Origin of the sequence: Paenibacillus dokdonensis (assembly GCF_004916975.1) — a bacterium.
GTDB lineage: Bacteria > Bacillota > Bacilli > Paenibacillales > Paenibacillaceae > Paenibacillus_AQ > Paenibacillus_AQ dokdonensis.
Genome location: NZ_STGQ01000003.1, coordinates 551,416 through 575,797 on the forward strand (window position 1 = coordinate 551,416; position 24,382 = coordinate 575,797).

The following is a 24,382-nucleotide window of genomic DNA, read 5'->3' on the forward strand; positions in this document are numbered from 1 at the left end:
TTGTGCCGCGGTTTATTCATTGTGCCGCAAATTCATAATGATCCCCTGCTCGTAGTTGCCGAAATTCGGGCCGAACAGGTTGATGCCACCCGCATTAAACGCATCCTCCTTCACACCGATCCGAAGGGAAACAAACGGTTTGTCATGCAAATTCAAATCACTGATAGTGACGTCTGAAATTTGCACACCATCCAGAAAGCTTCCGTTTTGGTTAACCTTCCAGTGCTTCAGCAAGCCATATTGGGTGAAATAAATCGTCCACCATTCCGGCGTGTTAAAACCCCTTTGACCTCCAAAGTCTCCGGGACAGGTCCAAGTTCCAATCTCGATGTCGTTGACCCAAAGCGTAATATCGGAGGGCCAATCCAGTTTATGATAAGGGGCTTCAGAGCAAATCTCCAGGCTGAATTCAATCTCATACGCCTTTTTTCCATAAGGAATGCGGTTCGGATAACGGTATTCGACATAGCCATGACGAAAATAGAGCAGCTGCGCTTCTCTCCGTCCGGGTTCATAGAACGAGCGCGGATCATCCTGCATTCCTATGTAGTCCGATTCGCTCACCAGGCCGCAGCTCGGCTCCACCTGACAGTCCACGTACTCGCCAATCGGCATGTCGATCGTAATGACATTCTTCTCCTTCTCCGTACTGTCGGTAAACAAATCAATCACGATGCGGTCATAGTTCTTCGAGTTCACCTTCTGGGTTCCCCGTCCGGGTACAAGCTCGGTAATGATCAGGTTCGCATCCTCCAGCTTTTTGACATTGACGGCCGTTGTGGAGAAGGGCAATCCCAGCTTTTCCGCCAGTTCATTGACATTGTGGGGACCCGTACTTAATATTTTCAAAATATTCATCCGGTGTTCGTTCCCGATCACTTTGCTTATATCTATTGCTTCATCCATTGTCAGCTGCAAAACCTTAATAGAGAACACCTCCTATTTATCTAAATTTAAGAAAGTATAAACATTCGCGGACTTTCACACGCTTATTATTTTATTACAACTTTTCTTAATATAATAAATATAGCAGATATTCGGCGATGATCAAATGGAATCATATCGGGATGCATTTCAGTTTTGGGCGAACAGTTCCTGATGCAGCTTCTCAAGCCATTCCGGATCCATCTTCACAACCTCCCGGTCATAGGTCACCAATCCGTTGAGCTCGGTCTCCACATCGGTCAGCTGTGTATAGACTGCGGCGCAAACGCCTTTGGAAATGAGAGGCATGAGCTGCAAGCGGATCAGCTTATCGTAGGCTCCGCCCAGCTCTTCTCTCGATTTGCACCGCTTGTATCCGACTTCCTTGCCTTCCTGCCAGACATGCCCCCTCTCCAGCAGGCTGTAGCCACCATATTCAGAGAGTACGACCGTCCGATTCTTAATACGGTACGGCATCCGGAGCTTGCGGAAGTAGATGTGAATACTCTTGATCTCGCCCACTTCCTGATCATGCCAGCCGCTGGCGTGATCCACCGGACGCGAGGGATCGTATTCCGTAAGCCATGCAGCCGTCTCTGCAGCATCAAACTGCCCCCAGGCTTCATTAAACGGCACCCACATTCCGATGCTCGGGACATTATACAGCGTATCAACCATTTCCTTCAGCTCTTTACGAAACTGTTCCCGGTTCGCCGGATCTTCCCGTCCCATCGTTTTGTACTTGTTGTCCTTCACCTTAAAGGCACCGAAGAAGTTCGGCAAAATAATATGATGCAGATGATTCCAACCGGCTCCGCCGTTCATCATATCCTGCCACACAATCAGACCCATCCGGTCACAGTGGTAATACCAGCGGGCTGGTTCGACTTTGATATGCTTGCGGGTCATGTTGAAGCCAAGCTTCTTGGTCAATATCACGTCATAAGCCAAAGCCTCATCGGTGGGAGCCGTGTACAATCCATCAGGCCAATAGCCTTGGTCCAGAATACCATGCTGAAATATCGGTACATGATTCAAGCACAGTCTTTTGACGCCCTTCTGGTCCTGTTCGATACTGAAGGCACGCATGCCGAAGTAGCTTTCCACGATATCCACAGGCTGTCCATTCTCTACCAGCTGCAGCGTCAGATCATATAAAAAGGGGTCTTCCGGACTCCAAAGTCTTGGGTTCTCCATTTGCAGCTTCAGAATTTCCCCGGACCGGCACTGGCCGTAAGCGATTCGAATCCCTTTCTCGTAAGCGGCTGCTTCACAGGCTTCAATATGTATGCGGAGTTCTTGCTGATCGATGTCAGGCACGAGACGGAAGGATTTGATATGATGCTGAGGAACCGGCTCCAGCCAAACGGTTTGCCAGATGCCGGAAACGGCCGTGTAAAATAAGCCTTGAGGCTTCAGGGTTTGCTTGCCCCGCTCCTGACCATGCGTTTCGGTCGGATCCCAGACGATAACGATGAGTTCATTATCTCCATCGTTCAAAAGGTCAGTAATATCCAGGGTAAACGGGCAGTAACCGCCGGTATGACTCCCTGCCGGCTGCTGATTGACCCAGACCTCTGTCTGCCAATCCACCGCCCCGAAATGCAGCCGCAAACGTTGTCCCTGCCATCTTTCCGGCACAGCGAACGTTCTCCTGTACCACAGGCACTGATCCGCCCGAAGCGGCTTCTGCACGCCTGACAGGGAGGATTCTACCGGAAAAGGCACCAGAATATGGCCGTCATATTTCGCGGCCTTCTCTTCAATGGGACGTATCGCATATTCCCATAATCCGTTTAAATTCATCCACTGCTCCCTGACCATCTGCGGCCGCGGGTATTCGGGAAGGACGTTGTCGGGATTCACTTCCTTCGCCCATCTGGTCATCAGCTTCCCCTGTACAGGCTCCCACTTTTCACTTTGCCTCTCTTCCATGACCCGCCTCCTGCAAGAATCAATTTTCTTAGGTCGAATCTATCAAAGAACTCTGCCTCAATCGTGATTTGATCTATATCATCATTTCAATCAGAGCTGCTAAACCTCTCTATCTTACTGGATTATATCACCATTTTATACGGAATCTTGAGTTTAGAACATGAAAGAATCACCGGATCGGGAGGATCATGTAAAACAGCAAAAAGCCTGGCCGCGTGCAAAATGCACTAAGCCGGGCTTTTTCACTGTTCTATTGCTAGATAGCTATTCTTTAACTTTGTTTTCAGATTTCCGGCAATCTCTAATTATTTGGTCAGCGTGAACTTATCCACAACACGTCCCCCGACGGTTCGGGTCACGAATTTCAGCTGGTCTCCCTCAATTTCCACCGCAGCGTACATTTGCGTCTTGTCTTCGTCCGTTACAAGCTGCCAGTACTTTTTCGTGAGCGGATAGAACTTCGGACCGGATGTGCCTGCCACCACGTATGTCGTTCCTTCGCCTTCCTTCACAACCTGGTTATCCATCATCGAATGGGTGCGGAGATAGATATGATCATGCCCGTTCAGCACCAGATCGACCTTATTCTTTTCCAGCACTGGAGCCCACAGGTTTCTGACTTCCTCTGTATCATATATACTGCCGTATGGACCACGGTGAAAGATTGCAATTTTCCATTTCTGGTTCGTTGAAGCCAGATCGCGCTCGAGCCACTGCTGCTGCTCTTCATACTGATACTCACTGTTCAGTACCATAAAGTGAATATTCTTGTAATCAAACGAGAAACTGCTTCCCTTCAAACTCGATAGTCCATTTCCCGGCTGATTAAAATGCTCAAGGAAATCATTGCTTTGGGTTGTACCCATGACTTCATGGTTACCGATGGCAGCGATCAGGGTCGTGTTCAGCAGCGCCTCCTGCGCCTCGCTGAACCACCATTTCCACTCCTGCTCATTGAAGCCCTTTTCGACCATATCCCCGGCCTGAATCATGAATTCGGCATCCAGCGTATCCTTGAAGGCTTGCTTGACGATATCGCCCCACAGCTTAAAACCTGCCTCATCCTTCGCCTGGGAATCCGCAAAATACACGAAGCTTGTGCGGTCGCCTGATGCAGGTGCTGTCTGGAAGCTTCCTTGCGAACTGTAGTGCCCCTTGCCGTCACCTACCTGATAGACATAAGTGGTGCCTGGCTCGAGACCCGTCACGGAAGCTTTATGCACTCTCACGGTTCCGATATCCAGCGTCTGGAACAGCTCGCTTGTGCCTTCCACGTTGAGTAAATCCTTCTGATCAAAGCTGCTAAAGCCGGACTGCTTCGCGACTTTCACAACTGTACCTTCCGTCCCGGGGTCCGTCTGCCATGTAAACCCTCTGGATACCGCCGGATCGGCGCCCATGCTGACATTAATACTGTATGGCTCCGGCGTTCCGGATAGAGGAGACACTTTGAAATCCATGACTGGGCTGAAGTATTTTTCCTCTTTCGCCGCCTGCAGCTTGATGCCTTTCACCACTGGGGTCAATTCGGCAGTCTTCAGCTTGCCTTCGTCATCCGTCGTACCAATGGCTTGTCCGTCCGCAATTACTTGTGCATCTCGCACCGGATTTCCAGCCACATTCTTGACTTCCAGCACCGTATCATAGCCCTGCACATTTCCATTCTCATCCCAATTTAGAGACAAGCCTGTCTGAATACTGGAAGGCAGTGTATGACCGGAGAAGCTTAGACTGGTTTCGCCCTCAACGAGGGCAATGCTTCCAGAGTTCAGCTGGATTTCGTTTGTGCCGACTGCGTCCTTCTTCACATCATACAGAATCTGCCCGATCAGATCCGCATCCGTCAAGCCGGATCTATTCAGATGGTTCAACGTTACAGCAACCGTCCCTTGGGTCTGATCCACTTCAGCCTCAATTACCGACGGATCAAGCATACTTCCCTTCACAAGTCGCAGATTTTCCACTTTTGAAGGATCGAAAACAAAATCCATTCTCCCTCCGGAGATTTCTCCTGTCTTCACTCCCTTGATATCAAGCGAATAGGTATTGCCTGCGTATGTTACGTCAGGGGCTTCATATGTAAACTTAGGTGCACCCGCAGCTACTTTAAACGACCAGCTCCGAACCGTCTGGTTACCGGCAGCATCGCGGACCGACACCTTTACCCTATGCAGCCCATCCGCAAGCGGGCCTTCCGGCTGATAACGGATCAGCCCTTCTGCGGCAGTCAGTGTATGCTGAACCTGCTTGCCGTCAACGCTCATCCGGATCGAATCCGGTTCAATCTGTGTATCCTTCGGATGCTTCACCCGATCATATCCGGCATCCTCGGCATGCACCGAAATCACCGGCTGGCTGCTTGCAACCGGAACACCTGCAGCTGGTGTAAGCTGGCTCAGCACCGGCGGCTCCGTATCATCTTCATTCGGGCCATACAATGCGCGGATCTGATCCACATAAATAGCACCTGCATCCTTCTTATCACCTGAGGTTTCCATGTACCGTACCGGCATGTCAATGGAGAACGGCAGCGTGCGTCCCTTTGGCACATCGACCTCCAGGTATTTCCATCCCACCCAATCGACCCCGACATGCTCATCAACGAAATTCAGCGGTACAGCCCCCTTCGCATCCAGCAGCTGCATACGCAGCCAGTGCTTTTTGCCATCGCCGTATACCCACATACTGATCTTTTCCGGATAGCCGGGAACCTTAATATTCTGTGCTTCTCCGGTGGTTTGCAAGTAGGCACCCGAGGTGCCCGTCGTCCCCGTAAAGTCGTATGCCAGCTTCAGTGAACCGCTTCCGAAACGCACCCGTTCCTGATCCTTTTCGATGCTCAGATTGACCTTGTTGAACTGGGCACCTGCTGACGGCAAATACTTATCAAGACCATTCTCGAAGTCCTCCAAAATGACAGGGGCCTGGCTACTCTTAGCATCTAGGCTTGCTGATCCGCCCCCTCCTTGGTCCGCCATCACCTGCTGGGCCGGCAGCATCAAAGACAGAATCATGACCCCGCTTAAAAAAGATGAATACATCCGTTTTCCCTTGTTCCTTAACATTTCTTCGATTACCTCCCTATCCGCATTAGCTCATTCCCTATCGCTGGGAATGAATTAAAATTAAGTGCTTGGCTTCTGGAGAAAGCCCTTTCAGGAAAGAACAAAGCTGCCTCCTTTGGATCAAACGGATAGCCAGCTTACCCCGAATTGAAATTTTGCTACAATCATTAATATATACTATAAAATTTTATTCCAAAAAATTGAAGGTGCTTTTTGACTAGGGACATGTACCCAGCCATCAATTGACGACACGCAAATAGCGCGAAGTCATGTGGAACTTTTACCAATTGAGAACATAAAAAAGAACGAAAGGCCGCAGCCCCTCGCTCTTTTCTATGTGTTGAATAATAAGCCATTGAAAAAATTAGATTATTTCTTTCTCACCGCAGCTTGTGCTTCTACCCCCGGATATCTGTTTCCGGTAAGCAGGAGCATCAGAAATGAAATGATAATGATCGCACATGTCCACGCCCATGCCATGGTCGTATTGCCCGCATCCACTGCAACGTATATGGCCGTCGGGATCGTTTGAGTTTTGCCGGGTATATTTCCCGCGATCATCAGCGTCGCTCCGAATTCACCCAATCCCCTTGCGAAGCCCAGGATAAAGGCCGTACCGAGCGAGTGAAAGTTAAGCGGAAGCGTAATATACCTGAATACCTTCCACTCATTCGCCCCACTGGAACGTGCGGCGTTCTCAAGCTCCGGATCTATGGAGGCAAAGCCATTCTTCATCGTCTGATAAACGAGCGGAAAAGACACGACCACGGCGGCAATCACGGCAGCCCACCAGGAAAAAATAACCGGGGCGTTAAACAACCATTCGATGGCCTGTCCGACCCAGCTCTTCCGTCCCAAAATAATAAGGAGCAAGAAGCCGACGACGGTTGGCGGCAGCACGAGCGGCAGTATCAGCACGGTTTCCAGCATGACTTTCCCTTTGAACTTTCGTTTGGACATCCACCAGGCCGCGGCTACGCCGAGGATAAGAACGACCACGCTGGATAGCAGCGCGATCTGGAGTGATAGCCTGATGGGTGACCAGAAATCATGCCAGTTCATGAAAGACACATCCTTTTACTCGGGAACGGTAAATCCGTATTTAGTGAATACATCGAGTGATGCTTGAGATTGCAAATAGTTGTAAAAGTCTTCCGCTTCTTTGGCATGCTTCGTCGCTTTTACGATTCCGATCGGATATTCCACAGCCGAATAAGAAGCAGGGTCCACGGCAAACGCAATTTTCACCTTCGACGAAGTCAGCGCATCCGTTTTATATACGAATCCGGCATCAGCATTTGCTGTCTCCACATACTGAAGTACCTGACGTACGTCTTTGGCTTGAACCATTTTGGATTGGAGCGGCTCCCACAGCTTTGAATTGGTCAACGCCTCTTTGGCATAATTACCCGCAGGTACGCTTTCCGGAATACCAATCGCTACTTTTTTCACGTCTGCTTTGCTTAAGTCTTCGATACCTGCAACCGCAGCCTTGGTATCCGCAGGTACAACGGCGACCAGCTCATTTTTCAGGAGCGTTTTCTCTTTGCCTTCTTCAATCAGGTTCTGCTCAACCAGCGCTTTCATGTTCTTGGTTGCAGCCGACAGGAACAGATCCGCCGGAGCTCCCTGCTCGATTTGCTTTTGCAGCGCACCGGATCCGCCGAAATTAAAGCTCAATTCAATGTTTGGATGGGCGGCTTCATAAGATTTCTCAATTTCATTCAGCGCATCGGTCATGCTTGCGGCAGCCGAGATCGTCAAATTCACCAGCTCTTCCGGTTCGGAACTTGGAGCTTTCGTCTCTGTACCTGCAGCCGCATTACTCGCATTACTTGCATTACTCGCATTGCTATCCGTTTTCGATTCCGAACTGTTTCCGCAGCCGGCAGCGAATATTAACATCATAACAACCAGAGCATACAAAACCATATTGTTTCTACGTTTAATAAACATTAATACTTCCCCCAAAGTTATATTTAGATATAAATAGATATAAACAATATAAATTATACCTAGTTCGTATTTGGATTGTAAACCAGTTCAAAAAACTTTCACAATCAATTATGTTACAATAAGGATCAATGAAAACCTAGAGAGCGGATTGTTTTTGAATGAGGAGGATTCCAATGTCCAGCGATATATCATACACAACCGAAGAGATCGCCAAAATGCTCAAAATATCCAAGCTTACAGTCTATGACCTGATCAAAAAGGGCGAGCTGCCTTCGTACCGGGTCGGCAAGCAAATGCGGATCGATGCGTCGGACTTCGAAGCATACAAACAGAGAGCCAAAGGCGTTAAGACGGCTCCTCAGACTGTATCTGCATCGTCTGGGGATCACTCCCCAACTCACTATGCCGCGCCAGCTGTAAACGGAATACGACCGATCGTCATCACAGGGCAGGATATCAGCCTCGATATTCTGGTTAAATATATGGAAAAAGGCATCTCCGGCATCCGGCCGCTGCGCGAGTATGTTGGCAGCCTCGACAGTCTGATTTCCATGTACCGCGGCGAGTCGGATATCGTCAGTACCCATCTGCTGGACGGCGATACCGGCGAATATAACATCCCGTACATCCGCAAGCTTCTGGTCGGTTCATCGTATATGGTTGTCAATTTGCTATCCAGAAATGCCGGACTTTATGTCCAGAAGGGCAACCCGCATGGACTGGAAAGCTGGACGGATCTGAGCCGCCCTGGCCTGCGCTTTATGAACCGCGAAAAGGGCTCCGGGGCCCGCGTTCTTCTGGACGAGCAGCTTCGTCTGCATGGCATCAAACCACAGACGTTGGCCGGATACGAACTGGAGCAAACGAATCATATCGGGGTAGCCGCTAAAGTGGCTTCCGGTGAAGCTGATGTGGGTGTCGGTATTGAAAAGGCCGCAGCCATCGTCGGTCAGGTGGATTTTATCCCGCTGATCGAAGAGCGCTACGACCTGGTGATGCTGAAAACCGCGGACAATATGGCATGGATTCAGTCCTTACTGATTATTCTGCGCTCGGATGACTTCCGTAAGGAGCTGCAGGCCATTGCCGGGTACGACCTTTCCCGCACAGGAGAGATTTTGTACGAAACCTGATCATCAAAAAAGACCGCCCCCGGGCGGTCTTTTACGTTAGAATTTCAGCAGCAAAGCCAGCGTGCCGACGGTTAACAACAGCAGGCCAATCGTCGACTTGAGCGACAGCTTCTCTTTAAGGAACACCAAAGCGAACAACACCGTAACCAGCACACTCAGCTTGTCGATCGGCACCACAACACTAGCTGGTCCATCCTGAAGTGCCTTATAAAAGCATAGCCATGAGAGTCCGGTGGCAAGTCCCGATAAGGCAATATACAGCCAGCTTTTCCGGTCGATATGCTTCATCTTTCTCTGCTTTTTCTGCATAAAAACAATCAGCCATGCCATGATTAACACGACAATCGTCCGGATCGCCGTACCGAGGTTGGATTCGACGTTTTCAATGCCGATTTTCCCCAAAATCGAAGTCATCGCAGCGAAGACCGCCGACAGACAGGCATATATCAGCCAGCTCTTATGTTCGGCAGTCTCTGACTTGCTTTTCTGGATCATCATATATGTACCGATAGCGATAATGACCATGCCTGCAACCATGATCCATGTAATCTTTTCGCTAAGAAAAATAAACGCCAGAATCATGGTCAGCACGTTGCTTGATTTGTCCACCGGCACGACCTTGTTGACGTTCCCCAGCTGAAGAGCCCGGAAGTAGCAGATCCATGAGGCTCCTGTCGTCAGACCGGATAATACAAGAAACAGCAGGCTCTTCCCGCTAATATCCGTTACGGTGTCCTGCGACCCGACAATAAAAACCATCAACCACGAGAAAAATAGCACCACCCAGGTTCGAAGCGCAGTAGCCAGATTGGAGTCCACATTCCGAATCCCGATTTTGGCCAGTATCGACGTAATGCCGGCGAAAAGCGCAGAGCCGAATGCATAGGCAATCCACATCACGTCTCCCCCTTTCTTTGTTTCTGACATACCCTATAACCAACGGATTCTATTCGAAAGCCATGCATATGTATCCAAAGTTACCGTATCTTCCGTACTGACTGCAAGGAATTCCCCTTACAATTTCAAAAAAATCCGTCATCCCGCTCTTGCAGGCGGTTCCGGACGGCTTTATTCATACGCCAATCATTCAAATTGCGGTCTCAGTTTTTCATCGAAATATCTCAGGCGATCTTCTTCATTCTGAAACTGGAGCATGATCTCGGCGGCATCACTATATGCCCGGCGGCGCCTTATGTTCCGGCTGCAAATCCATAACAAGACGATATAGGAAATGATGACATACAAACTCCATGAAGTGAGGAAAAGCGCGAGCCCAAGAGCTAATTGCACAGTCCAGAAAAGAGCTCCAAAGAACAATATGCCTCCAAATTTAATCAGGATTTCATTCGTTTGAATGATATTTTCGCTCCGGAGCTGCCTTGTAATAATATCTTCCGTACTCAAGCTCATATACGATTCGCAAGCCTTATAATAGTACTTATTGTAGCGCTTCATAACGGCTCCCCCCGCACATTGTACTTTTTTGCACTATGTAAAATTATTCTACATAAATAAAAATATTCCTTTTTCATTTTCAGCTAAAATGAACTTTTGAATGGATACATTGCTTGGGCGCTGCGAAGCCGAGTGTTCTTACGACCGCTGTGAAATGTTATGTAACTGAAAAAAACGAACCGTGATTGAAGGGATGTCCTTCTATCGCGACCCGTTATTTGTCTTATATTTTTTTTAGTTCATCCTATATCAGCTCGCTAAGTGAAGGAATCGAATGCTGCGCTCCCGAGCGTGTAACCGTAATGGATGCTGCCTGCTGTGCCAGATCGACGGCTTCGCCCATGGTCTTGCCGGAGCAGATCATGGCTGCCAGCGTGCCTGCGAACGTGTCGCCAGCGGCCGTCGTATCCACGGCATTCACCTTTCGTCCCTCTTTATGGACATTGGTGCTTCCGTCGTAGTAAACGACTCCTTTGTCCCCAAGAGTAATTAACGGGTAGCAGATTCCTTTTGCCCGCAGCAGATCAAGCGCAGCTAATGCATCCGCAATGCCGCGAATTTCATGACCTGTATAGAGTGCACATTCATGCTCATTCGGCATGAAATAGTCCACTCCCTGCAGGATATCCTCATCGATTGCAACCGCTGGGGCCGGATTCAAAAATACAGAAACCTTGCCCTTCACCAGCCGGATCGCCTCATAGACCGAATCCAGCGGTATTTCCAGCTGCAGCAGCACCGCATCGGCTGACAGCAGCTCTTCCTCATACTGCCGGATATAGGCCGGCGTCACCTTCGCATTGGCCCCGCTATCAAGAATAATGGCGTTGTCTCCTTCGCAGACCGTGATCACGGCGACCCCGGATGTCGTATCCGGTTCTACAGCGATAAAATCAGGCTTTACGCCATAACCCGTCAGGCTGTCAACCAACGACTTGCCAAAAAGATCATTTCCCACTTTCCCGAGAAGCCAAGTATCCGCGCCCATTCTTGCACAGGCTACTGCCTGATTGGCTCCTTTACCGCCGGACGCGAGGAAGAATCTCTCCCCGTGTATGGTTTCCCCTCGATGCGGAATACGGCCGGTTTCCATGACCATATCCATATTTGCACTGCCTATCACAATGATTTTCATATATATCCTCGATTCAGATTATTGATGTTGTTATCGCTCTGTCAACCGAATATCGCGGAAATACGTTCTTGCCGCACCCAGGGTGCTGACGCCATACATGCCATAGGCAAAAGTGTCATCTGTATGCTTAAGCAATTCTTCGCCATCGATCGAGAGCGTAATGCTGCTGCCCTGCACGGTTACCATCACATCATACTCGTGATTCAGCTCCCAGGCAAACTTGCTGCTTGTCAGCTTTTTATATCCAAAATTGTTGATGTACAAGGATACTTCGCCTTCATCATCCAAGCCGGCATGATATCCGCGCATGGCGCCCTGCGCCCGGACAGAGACCAGGTGAGATGAACCGTATTGCGGATTGATCCGGACGGATACTGAATAATCTTCGCCAAAGTAGTTCCCAGTGTAGGCCTCTGCCGGATCCGCCGTCATAAGGTACATGGCATCGTGATCCAGTGACCATGCTCCGTGGTTATGCGAGAATGGCGTGACACAGCCAAAGTTAATCTGCTGCTTGGCAAAATCAATGGAATATTCCGATTTACCTGTGATATGGAATTCATCAATAAAGATGCGGCCCATACTCTTGAATTTGCCCGGTGAATAAGATTCAAGCACAATGCCGACTTCGTCGATCAGCTCGCCGCCGGAATCTGGAATCGTAAACTCGACATGCAGCCATTCCTTGTCGACCAGTTTGATATATCCTTGTACCAGTTCCTTCTTGCTGGTTGCCAGCCGTACATATGGAGCAATACCCATGGTTTCATTACCGTTCCATTGATCCAGGTAAATTTGCATAGAGACCTTTTGTCCTGAATACGCTTTAGGAGCAAACGTTGGTGAGTAACGTTCATCATTAAATTCATCTCTCGTATAGAAGGGTTTGTAATATACTTTGGAATTTTCTCCGCGTACCATCCTGTCAAAGCCGACTTCAAGCGATCCTTTCCCTTGATAAGCCATTTCTGTGGAATGCTTCATGCGGCATAGGAACGGATTCGAGAGCCGGATATTATGTGTTGAGCCAGGCAGTTCAAAATCGAAGTAAATTTCGTCTTCCTTGTAGCTGTCTGTCAGCCACTGCGGACAAGGCTGTTTCGCTATACGGTAGCCGAGGATCGAGAGCTCTTTGGCATATGTCGGGATATCGAGAATGTTCAGGTAACCCGATATTCCAGACATTACAATCGAGTCATTAATTGGACCGCGGTATCTGTCCGCGATCCCGTCCAGCCCGCATGTTACGCCGAGAACCGTCCCCACATTCCCCGCATTGCAGTCCGTATCCCAGCTGCACATCGTAGCAATTTCAACGGTACGATTGAAGTCACCCTGTCCATAGATCATGGCAAGCACACACACGCCGGCGTTCGGAATAATGTGGCATACGCCCGTATATTTGTCATAACCCCAATCGCGTTCCAGCATATCACGGCAGGCGCGGAAATCATCCGGATGCTCCTTATGGAATTCCAGCACGGCATGCGCCACTTTCGAATATGTAGACTCTGCCGGAATTTGCGCTAGACCTGCAGCAATGATCTCATCTATATCACTGGTTTCAAAAGCTTGGGAAATCGACGCACAGAAAAACCGCGCTCCCAGCACACCTTCCCCATCATGTGAAACTCGGGCAGCCGCCTCACCCAGATCAGCCGCCTTTTTCGGATTTCCCGGAGTAATCAGTCCCCATGTATCGATAAAGATCTGTCCTCCTATCTGCTCCGCAACAATTTGTCCGTTCTGTGCGATCGAGCCACACTGTGGCGCGGGTATGCCCCGTTTCAGATTGACATATACGGTATGCTCAGTACTAATGCCATATCCTCCCCACCAGAACATGCCGACGCCTTCACGGGCATAGTTGAGCCAAGCGCGGGCAACGTCATTGGGGGTGATATCCCGTTCCTTGGCATCGTCATACAACGCCCTCAGGAAATAATAAGGACCATTGGCGTCATCATCCGCTGCAAAATTCTTAAAGGGTTTGACATAATCCTTAATCTCGCCGTACGTCTTATATATTCTCTCATACGTCCAAAGGGTCGGCTCTACCGGAGCTCCCAGACGTATGCCTACATTCATGCCCAAATAGCCTGCATATACTTTTTCTACATAATTAGAAGGAATCATTATTATTTTTGCACCACCTATAGTTGAATAGTGTTCATATGCTGTCTGCGTGCTTCCTGCTCAGCCAGATCCTGCCCAATGATGGCAGCAGCCGTTGCCATAAAGATGCTGCACTGTTTTTCTATTTGCTGCTTGTTAATTTCCTCAATCGCCTGAATCTCATCTGCCGGAATGGCCTGGATTCCCTGCATCGCCCCAAGAATGGCGCCAATCATAACACCGATGGAATCGGTATCCCTTCCCGAGCTGACTCCGTCTTTTACCGCTTCCAGCAAATCTCCCTCATGTAATACCATGTAGGCCAGCGCCATAGGCAGCTCTTCAATGGAGAACAAACGGCTTGGCGTATAGTGGTTCGAAGGCACACCAATCTTGTCGATGCTGCGGTTAACGTCATCTCCCATCGGAGAATTCTTACCTATAATTTCATGAAAATACCTGACCACCTCATCGCGGTCCTTCTTTATGGGACGAAGCAATTTGGCAGCTTCACATATATCGGAAATCGCCCGTTTCGTACCATCCTTTGCGTATCGTAGCGCCGTGTTCACGATATTATCCACCGTTACCCCCGGCTCAAAAGCCTTGGCTACACAGCAGGCCATAACGCCTGCAGCTTCAAGTCCATAGCTGACCTGATGCCCGGATGCGAACAAAATTGCTTCATCATATGCGGCCTTCGGATTGCAGGCATTGACGATGCCTACCGGCGCGATATACATCGCTGCACCGCAGTTGACCATATTGCCGTAGCCGCCTTCACGAGGCTCGCAGTTTGCCAGCACATGGCGGGTGAAGATATGCTTTTCGGGATAGAATAGCCGGTCCATAATGAGGGCTTCCTTGCCGAACTCCGGAATATAGCGCGGGCGAAAGGCAATTTCCTTCACAAATTCATTGGCCAGATCATACGCATCCAAATGCCGCTGCTCTGTGTCGTATACCTTCATCAGCGCAAGCGTCATGAGCGTATCATCCGTGACAATCCCCTGGCCTCTCATGCGTCCCAGTCTCGCTGTTTCCGGAAGTTCCGACTTCCACCACCTCAGCTGCGTGGTTTCCACTCTTCCATACTTCCCTTTAATATCGTTGTATGTCAGCTTCTCGACAACCGCTCCCATTGCGTCACCGAATGCGGTTCCGAAGACGACGCCTTTGACGCGGTCTGCAAAAGAAATCACTTGGCTTTCACTCCTTATACAGGAAGCTCGGCGGGGGTTCGCTCTTTTAGCGAACCCCGCGCCATGCACATCCTTTTACTTGATGACTTCATTCGCTTTGGTGGTCAAATCGCTGCCGCCGGCAGCATTCCAATCCTGTACAAACTTGTCAAACTGGTCGATTGGCGTCTTTCCGGTCACGACATTCGCCGCGAACTCTTTGTATACCGCCATGGCGGCATCGTATTTAGACTGCAAATCCTCCGGAATAATGAAGGTATTGTCCTTGGTGGACTTGGAAGCTACCATATCCAGTGATTTCGTAGCTGCTTCGGAAAGGAACGGCGTAGTAGGGTCAAACTCCTTATCCGGCTTGAAGTTGGTATTGTTGTCTACAAAGCGTGCATACCATTCGGCGTATTTGTCCGTGAATTTGATTTTGTCATTTTCAATGGTGTAATGCTCCCCTTCGATCCCCAGCTTCTCAAGCATTTGTCCTTTCGGGCTGGCCAGGAATTCCAACACAGCGAAGGCCATATCCTTGTTCTTGGATACGCTGGAGATGGCGATGCCGCGGCTTTCCTTGCTTACGTCAATCGGCAGATATCCTTCACCCACGCCTTTTGCAGGCGGAAGCGGCATAACGGTTGCCGTTTTTCCATTTTGGGACACAGACTTGCTGTTATACATGTCGATAACCTTGCCCTGTGTTCCGGCAATAACTGCTGCCTGGCCGTCGTAGAAAGCCTTTTCCTTCGTATCCCATTTCTTCGTCAGGAATTCCGGGTCAAGCAATCCTTCTTTGTAGAGCTTTGCATAGAATTCCAATTTTTCTTTTTCGAATTTCGTTGTTCTGCCAAATGCATACTTGCCATCTTCACCTTTGAGCCAGGTTGAGGTAAGCCCAAACGCCTGCGCGAACACGGCGTCCAGCTCGTCCAGATCACCAGGTACGGTATAAGCAAATTTAGCGCCGTTCTTTTCCTTCACTTCTTTGAAGAAATTATAGTAGTTTTCAATGCTTGGGTTTTCCAGAAGCGTTTTCCCGGAAGTCGTTTTGTCAAAAAAGTCCTGGCGAACGACCGGTACCTTGGTCGTTGATGGAGACAGCCACACCAAATACGGATAATTTGCTGTGCGTTCCTGGTTGTACGGGTTCATTGCTGCTTTTACATAGGTCGATTTTTCAATATACGGCGTCAGATCCTCAAGAATCTTCTGGGTCACAGCAAACTGGTAGTCGCCACCCTGGAAGTAAATCAGATCTGGAATTGTGCCGCTCTGCAGCAGCAGACCGAGCTTTTCAGAATAAGTGCCGCTTTGTACAGGCACGAATTCCAGCTTCACATTTTTGCCTTCAGCCTTCATACCGTCCTCAACCGCTTTAATCCATGGATCATCCGGAGCCATGTCTTTATAAACAATACTGATAGTAACCGGACCCTCATTTCCTTTTTCTGAAGAGGCATCAGGAGTACCTTTCGCGTCCTGTGCCGACTCTTTTCCACCCGAGCTGCAAGCCGTCGTGAGAATCATAAGCACCGCAATGACCATGACCAACATTTTTTTCATTAGGCTAAAGCCTCCCTTTTAAATGACCTATCTATTATTCTTTGACGCCGCCTTCCATTACTCCGCTCGTGTAGTACTTCAGGATAATGGGGTACAGCATAAGAATCGGAACCATGGCAACCACGATTGTAGCCGCTTTCAATGAATTAAAGTCAAGCTGGGCGATACTGCTGTTCTTCAGAAGATCCGAGATTCCCACAAGGGTTGAGGTATCCCGCTCGACGACAAATTGTCTGAGGAGCACCTGCAGCACCGTCTTGTTCGGACTGGATAGAAAAATGCTCGATTTGAAAAATTCATTCCATTTGGCAATCGCATAGAACATTCCGATGGTGAGCAGCGGTATACGGGACAACGGCAAGACAATTCTCACAAACACCCGCATATGCCCTGCACCATCAATCCGGGCGGCTTCCATCAGTGATTCCGGAATATCCTCGATAAACCGCATCATGATGACGAGATAGAATACGTTGATCATCCGGTACATAACCATGGACCACAGACTGTCGAGCAGGTGCAGATCCTTCATCACGAAATATTCCTGAACGTAACCGGGCTCGAAAATCATGATAATAATCAGAAAAATCATAATCGGCGTTTTGCCGACCAGATTTTTACGTGTGAGCACATAGGCGGTAATCGTTGTGAAAAACAGGCTGAAGCAGGTGCCAACGACCGTGATAAACAGTGAATTTCCAATGGCCTGTCCGACGATCGGATTGCTCAGAACCACCTGAAAATTAATAAGAGAAAAGCCCTTAGGGATGACGCCAAGTCCTGTCAGCTCATGCAACTTGTCCGGATTGGAAAAGGCTCTGGCAAATATATTGATAACCGGGATAAACATCATGAGCGTTAACAAGGTTAAAGCAATGCCAATGGCCAGCTTCGGCAGTGTGAATTTTCTTCCTACCATTTCATTTCCTCCCTACCATGCGCCTTTGCCGGTCATTTTTTTCGATAAGAAATGGGTGGACAGAACCAGAATGACTCCGATCAGGCTCTTGAACAAATTCGCTGCTGTAGCAAGGGAATATTGACCATTGAGCAAGCCCATGCGGTACACGAAGGTATCGATGATATCAATATGGCTGGCGATAGAATCGTTCGTAAAGTTCAGGATTTGATCCAGTCCTGCGTTCATGATAAAGCCGATATTCAGGATAAAAATCGTTACCATCGGTATCAACAGATGCGGCAAGACAATCCGGGTCATGATATGCCAGCGGCTGGCTCCATCCACGCGGGCTGCTTCATAAAGGGCAGGATTAATGCCAATGATCGCCGCGAGGTAGATGATGGAATCCCAACCCATGCTGCGCCACGCTTCACTCGCCACGAGCACCCAGCGGATGCTGCTCTTGTCGGTCAGAAAGTCATGAGGCTGAAACCCGAAAAACTTAATGATTTCATTAATAGCTCCGGTTGATGGGGACAAAAATTCATACCATACACCGGCAATAACAACCCAGGAAAGAAAATGCGGAAGATAGGAAACGACCTGTACGGTCTTACGGAAGGCTCCATTCATGAACTCATTCAGAGCCAGGGCGAACAGAATCGGAATCGGGAAGAGCAGGAACATTTTCATCGCGCTGATAATCAGCGTATTCACGATGACTTTTGTGAAAATAGGCGTGCTGAACAGCTCTTTGAAGTATTTGAAGCCAACGAAGATATCGTCGCCAATGATGCGGTAATCATAAAAGGCGAGCTTCATCTCATAAATCGGCCAGATATGAAAAATGACATAGAAGAGGATGGCCGGCAGCAGCATCAGATACAGGATTTTGTCAGCACTGATCTGCTTGAGCTTGGAGGGCTTGGGAGCCGGGAGTGACCTCGTCCTGCTCATATCTCCACCTCCAGGTCCATTAGCGGCGCATGCTGCTGTGCTCCGTAAACGTCACGGTCCAAAAAAGAACCGGATGACACGCTACGGGCGAAGGTTATCTTGAAGCCCATGGCCTGATCAAAAAATACAATCTGCGTGATATGATCGGGCTCAATATTGTAAAGTCTGGACACGGTATCTTTGTTGATGATTCCGGACTGTTTGATCTTGTTGTATGTATCAAAATGATCAAACAGCGCATCTACAGTGATTTCAAATGGTCCGCTGTTCTTGCTGCGCAGTACGGCGGCAGCATCATAGAGCTTCATTTCGATCCCCCCTGAATGAATTCGCAGGTGAACATCTCAAGAGCGTCTCTCACTTCCATTAGATGATAGATGGAAAATTCATAGACAGCACCAAACGAAATGTCACTTGGGGCAAATGGAAAGGCAAGATTGCCAGCCGTGGACTTCCGTCCCTCGTAACCGTAATGCAGGAAGGTAGAACGGACCGAGCTGCATATCGTGTCGGCGAGCTCCTGCGTATCGGCAACCACCTCGATCACAATCCCAACCTCATGCCCCGGTATTGGAGTCGGCTCCAGCTGTCCCATCACACCGTTAAAACCGTAATTAATAAAATTAATTTGGTAAGCGTTTACAGGTATATCATCGTAGTATTCATGGACCTGCTGCTTGACGAGTTTTTCCACTTCCTCGATCTTGGAGATCAGAAGCGGATCGCGGACACCTGCCACAACAATCGTGCGGTAAGCGGTTTTCATGGCTCCCTCAAGCTTGATTTTATATACTGGCGTTTCATGGATTCTGCTGCCGCTTACCTCGACGCTGCCGTCTCCCAGCTCCTTGAATTCGCATTGCTCCAGATCCAGAATCGAGCCGGGACCGTGCAGCAAATACGGATGATCCTTTTCGTAAAAGGTATGCGCCGCCACTGAGATGGTCGTACATTTCCTCTTGTCGTTCAGTGGCTTCACAATAAAAGAATCCTTCTTCAGAATGCCAAGCATGCAATCTTTCGTAGTTCCGGGATCCGCACAAAGCGCCGCACATTCCAGGATTTTGCCGAGATGATAAGCGAGCGCCGTATCAAAGCCGTTATGAATGGCTGCCGCCGCGAACGGTGACGGATCATAGGCCCGGCCGCAGATAATAATGTCGGCACCAGCTTTCAGCGCTTTGACAATGGGCTCATGGCCCATTTGGGCCACGATGCGGCTCGTCTCTTCAAGGCGCTCCTCCGTTAATGGCTTTACCGTCAGGTTAAGGGGCTCACACTTGCCTGCCGCAAGACTTGCCTTCACCACTTCATGCGGAATGTCGGCCCAGATCACCGCGATATTCAGGTCGCTCAGCTGATGTTCCTTCACAATCTCCATCACGATAGACTGTGTCCATTCCACGTGAATCCGGGCACCGCTGCCGCCTGCAGATCCGATAATAACCGGAATGCCGGACGCAGCACCTGCCGTAATCATAAGCTCCAGATCTTTCTTGCATGCCTGTTTACTGACAATCGCCGTCCCTGCGCCCAGCTTATGCGGACCGGCATCCGTCGAACCCGCATCGACCACAATAGCGTCAGGCCTCTGCTCCATTCCCTTCTGGAATGAAGCCTTCGGAAATCCATAGCCCAGCATGCCGCAAGGTGCTAATATTCTGTATTCATCCATGCTCACCTTAGCCTCCATCTTATGCATTTACATATATATTCGGATTGTGTCCTGATCCGGCAGCGATGGCTGCGCACCTTCCCTGCTTACGGTAATGCCTGCCGCCAGCGAACCATAGCGGATGGCTTCAATCATGTCCTTTCCTTCGGACAACGCCACGGTCAGGCCACTGATGAACGAATCGCTTGCAGCCGTCGTATCGACAGCTCTGAAATCCGCAGCCGCGAAGTACTGCTTCGTGTCCCCGTTAATCAGCAAGCAGCCTCTTTCACCCAATGTCACAATCACGTTCTGATAGTTCATATTCAGCAGCCGGTACGCTTTCTCCTCAATGGACTGCTCGCCTGGTAACATCAGGGCCAGCTCAGTTTCGTTGGGAACGATCAGGAAGCCTTCCTCAAAGTTCTCGAAGTTGAAATTATGCGCGGGTGCGGGCTTGATGATGAGCTTTACGTTTTTACGCTTGCAGATGCTCGCGACATAACGGATCGTATCCGCTGGAATCTCCATCTGTACCAGACAGAATGACACTTCATCGAAGATCCATTCCACGTTCTGTACCTGCTCCAGATTCAGCCGGGAATTTGCCCCCGGGTTAACAACGATATTGTTCTCCCCTTTATCCGAGACATGGATATACGCATTGCCTGTGGGTAGAAGCTCATCGAAGATGACGCCACTTGCATCCACTCCATTTTTAATCAACCCGTTGTAGAGCTCCCGTCCATATAGGTCATTCCCGACCCTGCCAATCATGTAGACCTTGCCTCCGAGCTTGCCAGCCCCAACCGCCTGGTTCGCTCCCTTGCCGCCGGCAGCATTCTTGACGTCCTGCGCCAGAATGGTCTCTCCAACCTTGGGAATATGAGGCACCCGCATGATGATGTCCATGTTCAAGCTACCTACGATCGCGATTTTCTCCTTCGGTGTCAGATCGATATGAGGGGCATCTGATACACTGTCACGAACGACAACGGAAGGCTGAAATACCAGCTTCTTCCCTCTCTCCTGATGACGGATTTGGCCGAGCAAGGTCATGACCGCCGCGAACCCGCTTTCGTAAAGTGGATACTGAACCGAGCTTAGGGACGGGATGACCAGCTCGCAGATATCCGAATCACCGAAACCGATCACAGACAGCGCGTCCGGGATACGGACGGACTGCTCCGCCGCCGCAGTATAGACACCGCATGCGATAATATCGCTGCATGTCACGATCGCTGTCGCACCCATGGACAGAAGATACTTGGCTCCTTCGTAGCCGCTGGACTTTTGATTGCCCGATGCGCTTTCATAAACAAGATTTTTATCCAGGTTAATATGACTCTCATACAGCGCCTTCTTGTAGCCTTCCAGCTTGGCGAGCTCAGAAAGATTCGTTAATGGACCACCGATATAGCCGATTCGCTCATGTCTGCCTTCAATCAGACCTTGCACAGCCAGATAAATACCTTGCTCAACATCCAGTGTGATATGCGAAATATCCGCTTCATAGGTATGATGATCCACGATCACTACCGGCAGTTCCTCTTCCGTCTGAGCGGCCAGCGTATCTCCTCTGCGCTCTGGAGCAGGAACCAGCAGGATACCTTCTACATTGCGGTCCTGAAGGATTCTAAGATAATGCTTCTCCTTCGATTCAAGGCCTTCCGTATGGCAGATGATGAGGCTCATCTCTTCCTGGTAAGCCGCGGCTTCGGCACCCCGGATCCATTCTCTGCTTGCAACATCACCGGACGAGATCACAAGCCCGATCGTGTCGCTCTTCGCGCCCATCCGTTTGACAACTTTGCGGTAGGGAATATAGTTGTGATCACTGATCACCTTGTTTATCTTCGCCCGGGTCTCTTCGCTAATATCCTGGTCTTTGCTATTAAGCACTTTGGAAACGGTTGCAATAGAGACTCCGGCAAGTCTCGCAATATCTTTAATTGTCATTGTGCTGGAACCTGAAGATTCTGAAGGACTATACCATTTATCCATCCTACAACCTCTTTTTAATATACTTTGGGAACAATTCTGGTAATCTGCTTCTCATACTGGTGGAAGTTCTGGTGAGTAAAACTGATGAGTTTGACTGTGAGTTATGTGGAAAATCGCGGCGAAACTATTTTAGTAAAATGATTTCGTGACACAAACTTAGCATGAAATATTTCTCAAGTCAATTGTTTCCTTGGATAAAAATCCCGTATTTTTCACCTTGTAGGAATAGAACATTCCAGGTGATTTCCGAAGAAAAAAACTTATTCAAATTGGAATTACATCATACATTAATACAACAAAAAACTACATTCGACATGTGGTATAGGAGAAAATATCTACATGCCAATACATAAAATTTTAGTTATTTAAGCCCCTGTACAAGCAGATTATTCTCCTGTATGCTCTTGCTACATCATATGTAGATGGAGACAGACCTACAGATTTAAGAATCCATTCCTTCTGCATATTACGGACTCTTTTTCAGAAGCATAGGTGTGGTTTCTCTCGGCCCAAAAGTTTAGGCGCTTAAACTAATGTGAAAAATGGAAGGAGCTGATTCATCCTACAAATGTCATCTCAATATTTTCAGCCTGAGTCGGAAATTCAGCGGTGATTTATTTTCGCCTAAAAGTTAAAGCGCTTTTACTTAATTAAAATTCAGGAGGAATTTAATAATGAAAACAACGAATACTGGATCAACCACCACCAAAGGAAAATTCATTGCGATTTTGCTGAGCTTTGCTGTTCTTGGTTCGATTACCGTCATGTCCGGTCCTGTGCAAACAAAGGCTTTTGCTGATGAAAATAACGCTCCTGTTGAGTCCTTGGATGGAGCAGAGCTGAGCAGCGATCCGGAAATCGGAACCAGTGAGTCCTTGTCGGCCGAAAGCGCTGATTTCAGCGCTCAAGCTGTTGCAGCTGCTACAGATCATGATGCCAACTTCTCTCCGAGCACCCTTCAATTCCTGAAAACCAATACGGGACTTGACGGTGAACAATGGGATAACATCATGAAGCTCGTGAACAAGCCTGAACAGGATGACCTGAACTGGACAAAATATTACGGATACTGCGAGGATATCGGCGACAACCGCGGATACACGATCGGCATTTTCGGCGCGACGACCGGTGGTTCCAATGACACCGGCCCGGATGGTCCGGATCTTTTCAAAGAATATGACAGAATCAGCGGAGCAAGCAGTCCGTCGGTTGAGGGCGGTCTGAAGCGTATCGGGGTCAATGGGAAGATGAGCGGTTCGATTTTGAAAATAACGGATAGCAAAAGCGTATTTATCAAAAAAATTAACGGACTCCAAAACAACGCGGCCTGGAGAGAAGCCATGTGGCGCACCTTCTATAATGTATATATCAAATATAGTGTAGACCAAGCGAAGAAACGCGGCTTCACCTCGGCCCTGACCATCGGTTCTTTCGTGGATACTGCTTTGAACCAAGGCGCTGACGGGGATTCCGGCAGTCTGGAAGGCATTCTCTCCCGTTCCGGCAGCAGCAAGGACGAAAAGACCTTTATGACCAAATTCTATGCCGAACGCACCAAGATCGTGGACACGAACGACTATAACCAGCCACCCAACGGGAAAAACCGTGTAAAACAATGGAGCTCTCTCCTGAGCTCAGGAGAAACGGATCTGAAGAATGCCGATGCGGCTGTCAAAAAGGCTACCAGCTGGACCATGCAGTAATTTAGTATATTTGTACATCATCTGATAGCGAAAAATAAAACAGGAAGCATCTCTGGATGCTCCCTGTTTTATTGCTTCACCGGTTCAATCTTCCTTGCTCTCCTGCAATTCTTTCCACACCTTTTTATTGCTGTATTGCTTCTCGGTGCTGATATCCTTGCCAAACCATTCCGGCGGAATAAAGCTTTCTGCCTCCTCAACCGAGTCAAATTCCACTTCAAGCACCATGAGGCGGATCTGCTTGTAGTCGTCGATTTCAATCACTGTATCGCCCCACACAGCAGTAGTCCGTTTTTTGATCAGCGGAATTGCCTGATGCTTAGTTACCATTTGCTCATAGAGCCCCTCCGAGATCGAGTATTCCACCTCTTCACGCGCAATACCATGCCCTTTTTTGAATGTGTGGGTGAATTCCAGTTGATCATGGGTAAGATCTTTGATTTTGCGAACTCTCAGCTCCTGGTCTCCTGCCATGGCCAAATAGGTTTGCTCAATCAACTGCTCCTTTTTAATCTGGATGACATTTTCCTGAATGAGAGCTTCCGGATATTCCGGCAGCAGGAATTTACGTTCAATTTCAAGCGTCATATACTGTTCCTCCTGTTCGCTAATCTGGACCTTGTAACTTACATTATACGAATGAATACATAGGGGGACAATCACTTGAAATGGATTCAGAACAATATAAAAAG

Annotated in this window: 19 protein-coding genes; 2 read left to right on the plus strand and 17 right to left on the minus strand. The window is 48.8% G+C overall.

All coding sequences use genetic code 11. The annotated features are described in order from the left end of the window. Window positions 1-12 precede the first annotated feature (12 nt). The 5 genes from E6W40_RS26870 to modA form a co-directional block, all read right to left on the minus strand. A complete protein-coding gene (locus E6W40_RS26870) occupies window positions 13-906 on the minus strand; it encodes an ArsR/SmtB family transcription factor (RefSeq protein WP_168929071.1) in 894 nt (297 codons plus the stop codon). Window positions 907-1,074: 168 nt separating this feature from the next. Further along, window positions 1,075-2,859, minus strand: a complete 1,785-nt coding sequence (locus E6W40_RS26875) for a glycoside hydrolase family 2 protein (RefSeq protein ID WP_136608656.1) — start codon at window positions 2,857-2,859, stop codon at window positions 1,075-1,077. 305 nt (window positions 2,860-3,164) lie between these two features. Further along, complete coding sequence (locus E6W40_RS26880; RefSeq protein ID WP_136608657.1) at window positions 3,165-5,924, minus strand: fibronectin type III domain-containing protein; 2,760 nt, start codon at window positions 5,922-5,924, stop codon at window positions 3,165-3,167. A gap of 369 nt (window positions 5,925-6,293) precedes the next feature. Next, on the minus strand, window positions 6,294-6,986 hold the full coding sequence (gene modB / locus E6W40_RS26885; RefSeq protein WP_136608658.1) for a molybdate ABC transporter permease subunit: 693 nt from the start codon (window positions 6,984-6,986) through the stop codon (window positions 6,294-6,296). 15 nt (window positions 6,987-7,001) lie between these two features. Beyond that, on the minus strand, window positions 7,002-7,880 hold the full coding sequence (gene modA, locus E6W40_RS26890; protein ID WP_136608659.1) for a molybdate ABC transporter substrate-binding protein: 879 nt from the start codon (window positions 7,878-7,880) through the stop codon (window positions 7,002-7,004). A gap of 173 nt (window positions 7,881-8,053) precedes the next feature. On the opposite strand from modA, the gene E6W40_RS26895 reads away from it, so the two are divergent. Then, window positions 8,054-9,013, plus strand: a complete 960-nt coding sequence (locus tag E6W40_RS26895; protein WP_136608660.1) for a helix-turn-helix transcriptional regulator — start codon at window positions 8,054-8,056, stop codon at window positions 9,011-9,013. A gap of 36 nt (window positions 9,014-9,049) precedes the next feature. Here the strand turns inward: E6W40_RS26895 and E6W40_RS26900 are convergent, their stop codons facing one another. The 11 genes from E6W40_RS26900 to rbsK (E6W40_RS26950) all read right to left on the minus strand — a co-directional run bounded on the left by E6W40_RS26900 (window position 9,050) and on the right by rbsK (E6W40_RS26950) (window position 21,987). Next, window positions 9,050-9,910, minus strand: a complete 861-nt coding sequence (locus E6W40_RS26900; protein ID WP_136608927.1) for an EamA family transporter — start codon at window positions 9,908-9,910, stop codon at window positions 9,050-9,052. Between the two features lie 186 nt (window positions 9,911-10,096). Beyond that, window positions 10,097-10,468: a hypothetical protein gene (locus tag E6W40_RS26905; protein ID WP_136608661.1), complete on the minus strand. Its 372-nt coding sequence runs from the start codon at window positions 10,466-10,468 to the stop codon at window positions 10,097-10,099. Window positions 10,469-10,712: 244 nt separating this feature from the next. Continuing rightward, window positions 10,713-11,603, minus strand: a complete 891-nt coding sequence (rbsK, locus tag E6W40_RS26910) for a ribokinase (protein ID WP_136608662.1) — start codon at window positions 11,601-11,603, stop codon at window positions 10,713-10,715. Between the two features lie 30 nt (window positions 11,604-11,633). Further along, window positions 11,634-13,739, minus strand: coding sequence for an ADP-ribosylglycohydrolase family protein (locus tag E6W40_RS26915; RefSeq protein ID WP_211147092.1), 2,106 nt, complete (start codon window positions 13,737-13,739; stop codon window positions 11,634-11,636). A gap of 17 nt (window positions 13,740-13,756) precedes the next feature. Further along, entirely contained in the window at window positions 13,757-14,920 is a 1,164-nt protein-coding gene (locus E6W40_RS26920; protein WP_136608663.1) for an ADP-ribosylglycohydrolase family protein, read from the minus strand. Window positions 14,921-14,995: 75 nt separating this feature from the next. Next, complete coding sequence (locus E6W40_RS26925) at window positions 14,996-16,471, minus strand: extracellular solute-binding protein (protein ID WP_136608664.1); 1,476 nt, start codon at window positions 16,469-16,471, stop codon at window positions 14,996-14,998. Between the two features lie 34 nt (window positions 16,472-16,505). Beyond that, complete coding sequence (locus E6W40_RS26930) at window positions 16,506-17,390, minus strand: carbohydrate ABC transporter permease (RefSeq protein ID WP_136608665.1); 885 nt, start codon at window positions 17,388-17,390, stop codon at window positions 16,506-16,508. Between the two features lie 12 nt (window positions 17,391-17,402). Then, on the minus strand, window positions 17,403-18,329 hold the full coding sequence (locus E6W40_RS26935; RefSeq protein WP_136608666.1) for an ABC transporter permease: 927 nt from the start codon (window positions 18,327-18,329) through the stop codon (window positions 17,403-17,405). Next, entirely contained in the window at window positions 18,326-18,637 is a 312-nt protein-coding gene (locus E6W40_RS26940) for a DUF4387 domain-containing protein (RefSeq protein WP_136608667.1), read from the minus strand. Before E6W40_RS26940 ends, E6W40_RS26935 begins: the two co-directional genes overlap by 4 nt. Then, on the minus strand, window positions 18,634-20,004 hold the full coding sequence (locus E6W40_RS26945; RefSeq protein ID WP_136608668.1) for an acyclic terpene utilization AtuA family protein: 1,371 nt from the start codon (window positions 20,002-20,004) through the stop codon (window positions 18,634-18,636). Before E6W40_RS26945 ends, E6W40_RS26940 begins: the two co-directional genes overlap by 4 nt. A 27-nt stretch (window positions 20,005-20,031) precedes the next feature. After that, window positions 20,032-21,987 carry a ribokinase gene (rbsK, locus tag E6W40_RS26950; RefSeq protein WP_136608669.1) on the minus strand — a complete coding sequence of 652 codons (1,956 nt, stop codon included), beginning with the start codon at window positions 21,985-21,987 and terminating at the stop codon, window positions 20,032-20,034. Window positions 21,988-22,661: 674 nt separating this feature from the next. Here rbsK (E6W40_RS26950) and E6W40_RS26955 point away from each other — a divergent pair. Further along, window positions 22,662-23,690, plus strand: a complete 1,029-nt coding sequence (locus E6W40_RS26955; RefSeq protein WP_246073212.1) for a chitosanase — start codon at window positions 22,662-22,664, stop codon at window positions 23,688-23,690. 84 nt (window positions 23,691-23,774) lie between these two features. Here the strand turns inward: E6W40_RS26955 and E6W40_RS26960 are convergent, their stop codons facing one another. Continuing rightward, on the minus strand, window positions 23,775-24,278 hold the full coding sequence (locus E6W40_RS26960) for a CYTH domain-containing protein (RefSeq protein WP_136608670.1): 504 nt from the start codon (window positions 24,276-24,278) through the stop codon (window positions 23,775-23,777). Window positions 24,279-24,382: the final 104 nt, after the last annotated feature.

Excerpts from the sequence above, each read along its gene's own strand:
- E6W40_RS26895 (WP_136608660.1), top strand. The coding sequence starts at position 8,054 with ATGTCCAGCGATATATCATACACAACCGAAGAGATCGCCAAAATGCTC.
- E6W40_RS26875 (WP_136608656.1), bottom strand. The coding sequence starts at position 2,859 with ATGGAAGAGAGGCAAAGTGAAAAGTGGGAGCCTGTACAGGGGAAGCTG.
- modB (WP_136608658.1), bottom strand. The coding sequence starts at position 6,986 with ATGAACTGGCATGATTTCTGGTCACCCATCAGGCTATCACTCCAGATC.
- E6W40_RS26955 (WP_246073212.1), top strand. The coding sequence starts at position 22,662 with ATGAAAACAACGAATACTGGATCAACCACCACCAAAGGAAAATTCATT.
- E6W40_RS26900 (WP_136608927.1), bottom strand. The coding sequence starts at position 9,910 with ATGTGGATTGCCTATGCATTCGGCTCTGCGCTTTTCGCCGGCATTACG.
- rbsK (WP_136608662.1), bottom strand. The coding sequence starts at position 11,603 with ATGAAAATCATTGTGATAGGCAGTGCAAATATGGATATGGTCATGGAA.
- E6W40_RS26935 (WP_136608666.1), bottom strand. The coding sequence starts at position 18,329 with ATGAGCAGGACGAGGTCACTCCCGGCTCCCAAGCCCTCCAAGCTCAAG.
- E6W40_RS26960 (WP_136608670.1), bottom strand. The coding sequence starts at position 24,278 with ATGACGCTTGAAATTGAACGTAAATTCCTGCTGCCGGAATATCCGGAA.
- E6W40_RS26945 (WP_136608668.1), bottom strand. The coding sequence starts at position 20,004 with ATGGATGAATACAGAATATTAGCACCTTGCGGCATGCTGGGCTATGGA.
- modA (WP_136608659.1), bottom strand. The coding sequence starts at position 7,880 with ATGTTTATTAAACGTAGAAACAATATGGTTTTGTATGCTCTGGTTGTT.
- E6W40_RS26925 (WP_136608664.1), bottom strand. The coding sequence starts at position 16,471 with ATGAAAAAAATGTTGGTCATGGTCATTGCGGTGCTTATGATTCTCACG.
- E6W40_RS26940 (WP_136608667.1), bottom strand. The coding sequence starts at position 18,637 with ATGAAGCTCTATGATGCTGCCGCCGTACTGCGCAGCAAGAACAGCGGA.
- rbsK (WP_136608669.1), bottom strand. The coding sequence starts at position 21,987 with ATGGATAAATGGTATAGTCCTTCAGAATCTTCAGGTTCCAGCACAATG.
- E6W40_RS26905 (WP_136608661.1), bottom strand. The coding sequence starts at position 10,468 with ATGAAGCGCTACAATAAGTACTATTATAAGGCTTGCGAATCGTATATG.
- E6W40_RS26870 (WP_168929071.1), bottom strand. The coding sequence starts at position 906 with ATGGATGAAGCAATAGATATAAGCAAAGTGATCGGGAACGAACACCGG.
- E6W40_RS26930 (WP_136608665.1), bottom strand. The coding sequence starts at position 17,390 with ATGGTAGGAAGAAAATTCACACTGCCGAAGCTGGCCATTGGCATTGCT.
- E6W40_RS26880 (WP_136608657.1), bottom strand. The coding sequence starts at position 5,924 with ATGTTAAGGAACAAGGGAAAACGGATGTATTCATCTTTTTTAAGCGGG.
- E6W40_RS26915 (WP_211147092.1), bottom strand. The coding sequence starts at position 13,739 with ATGATTCCTTCTAATTATGTAGAAAAAGTATATGCAGGCTATTTGGGC.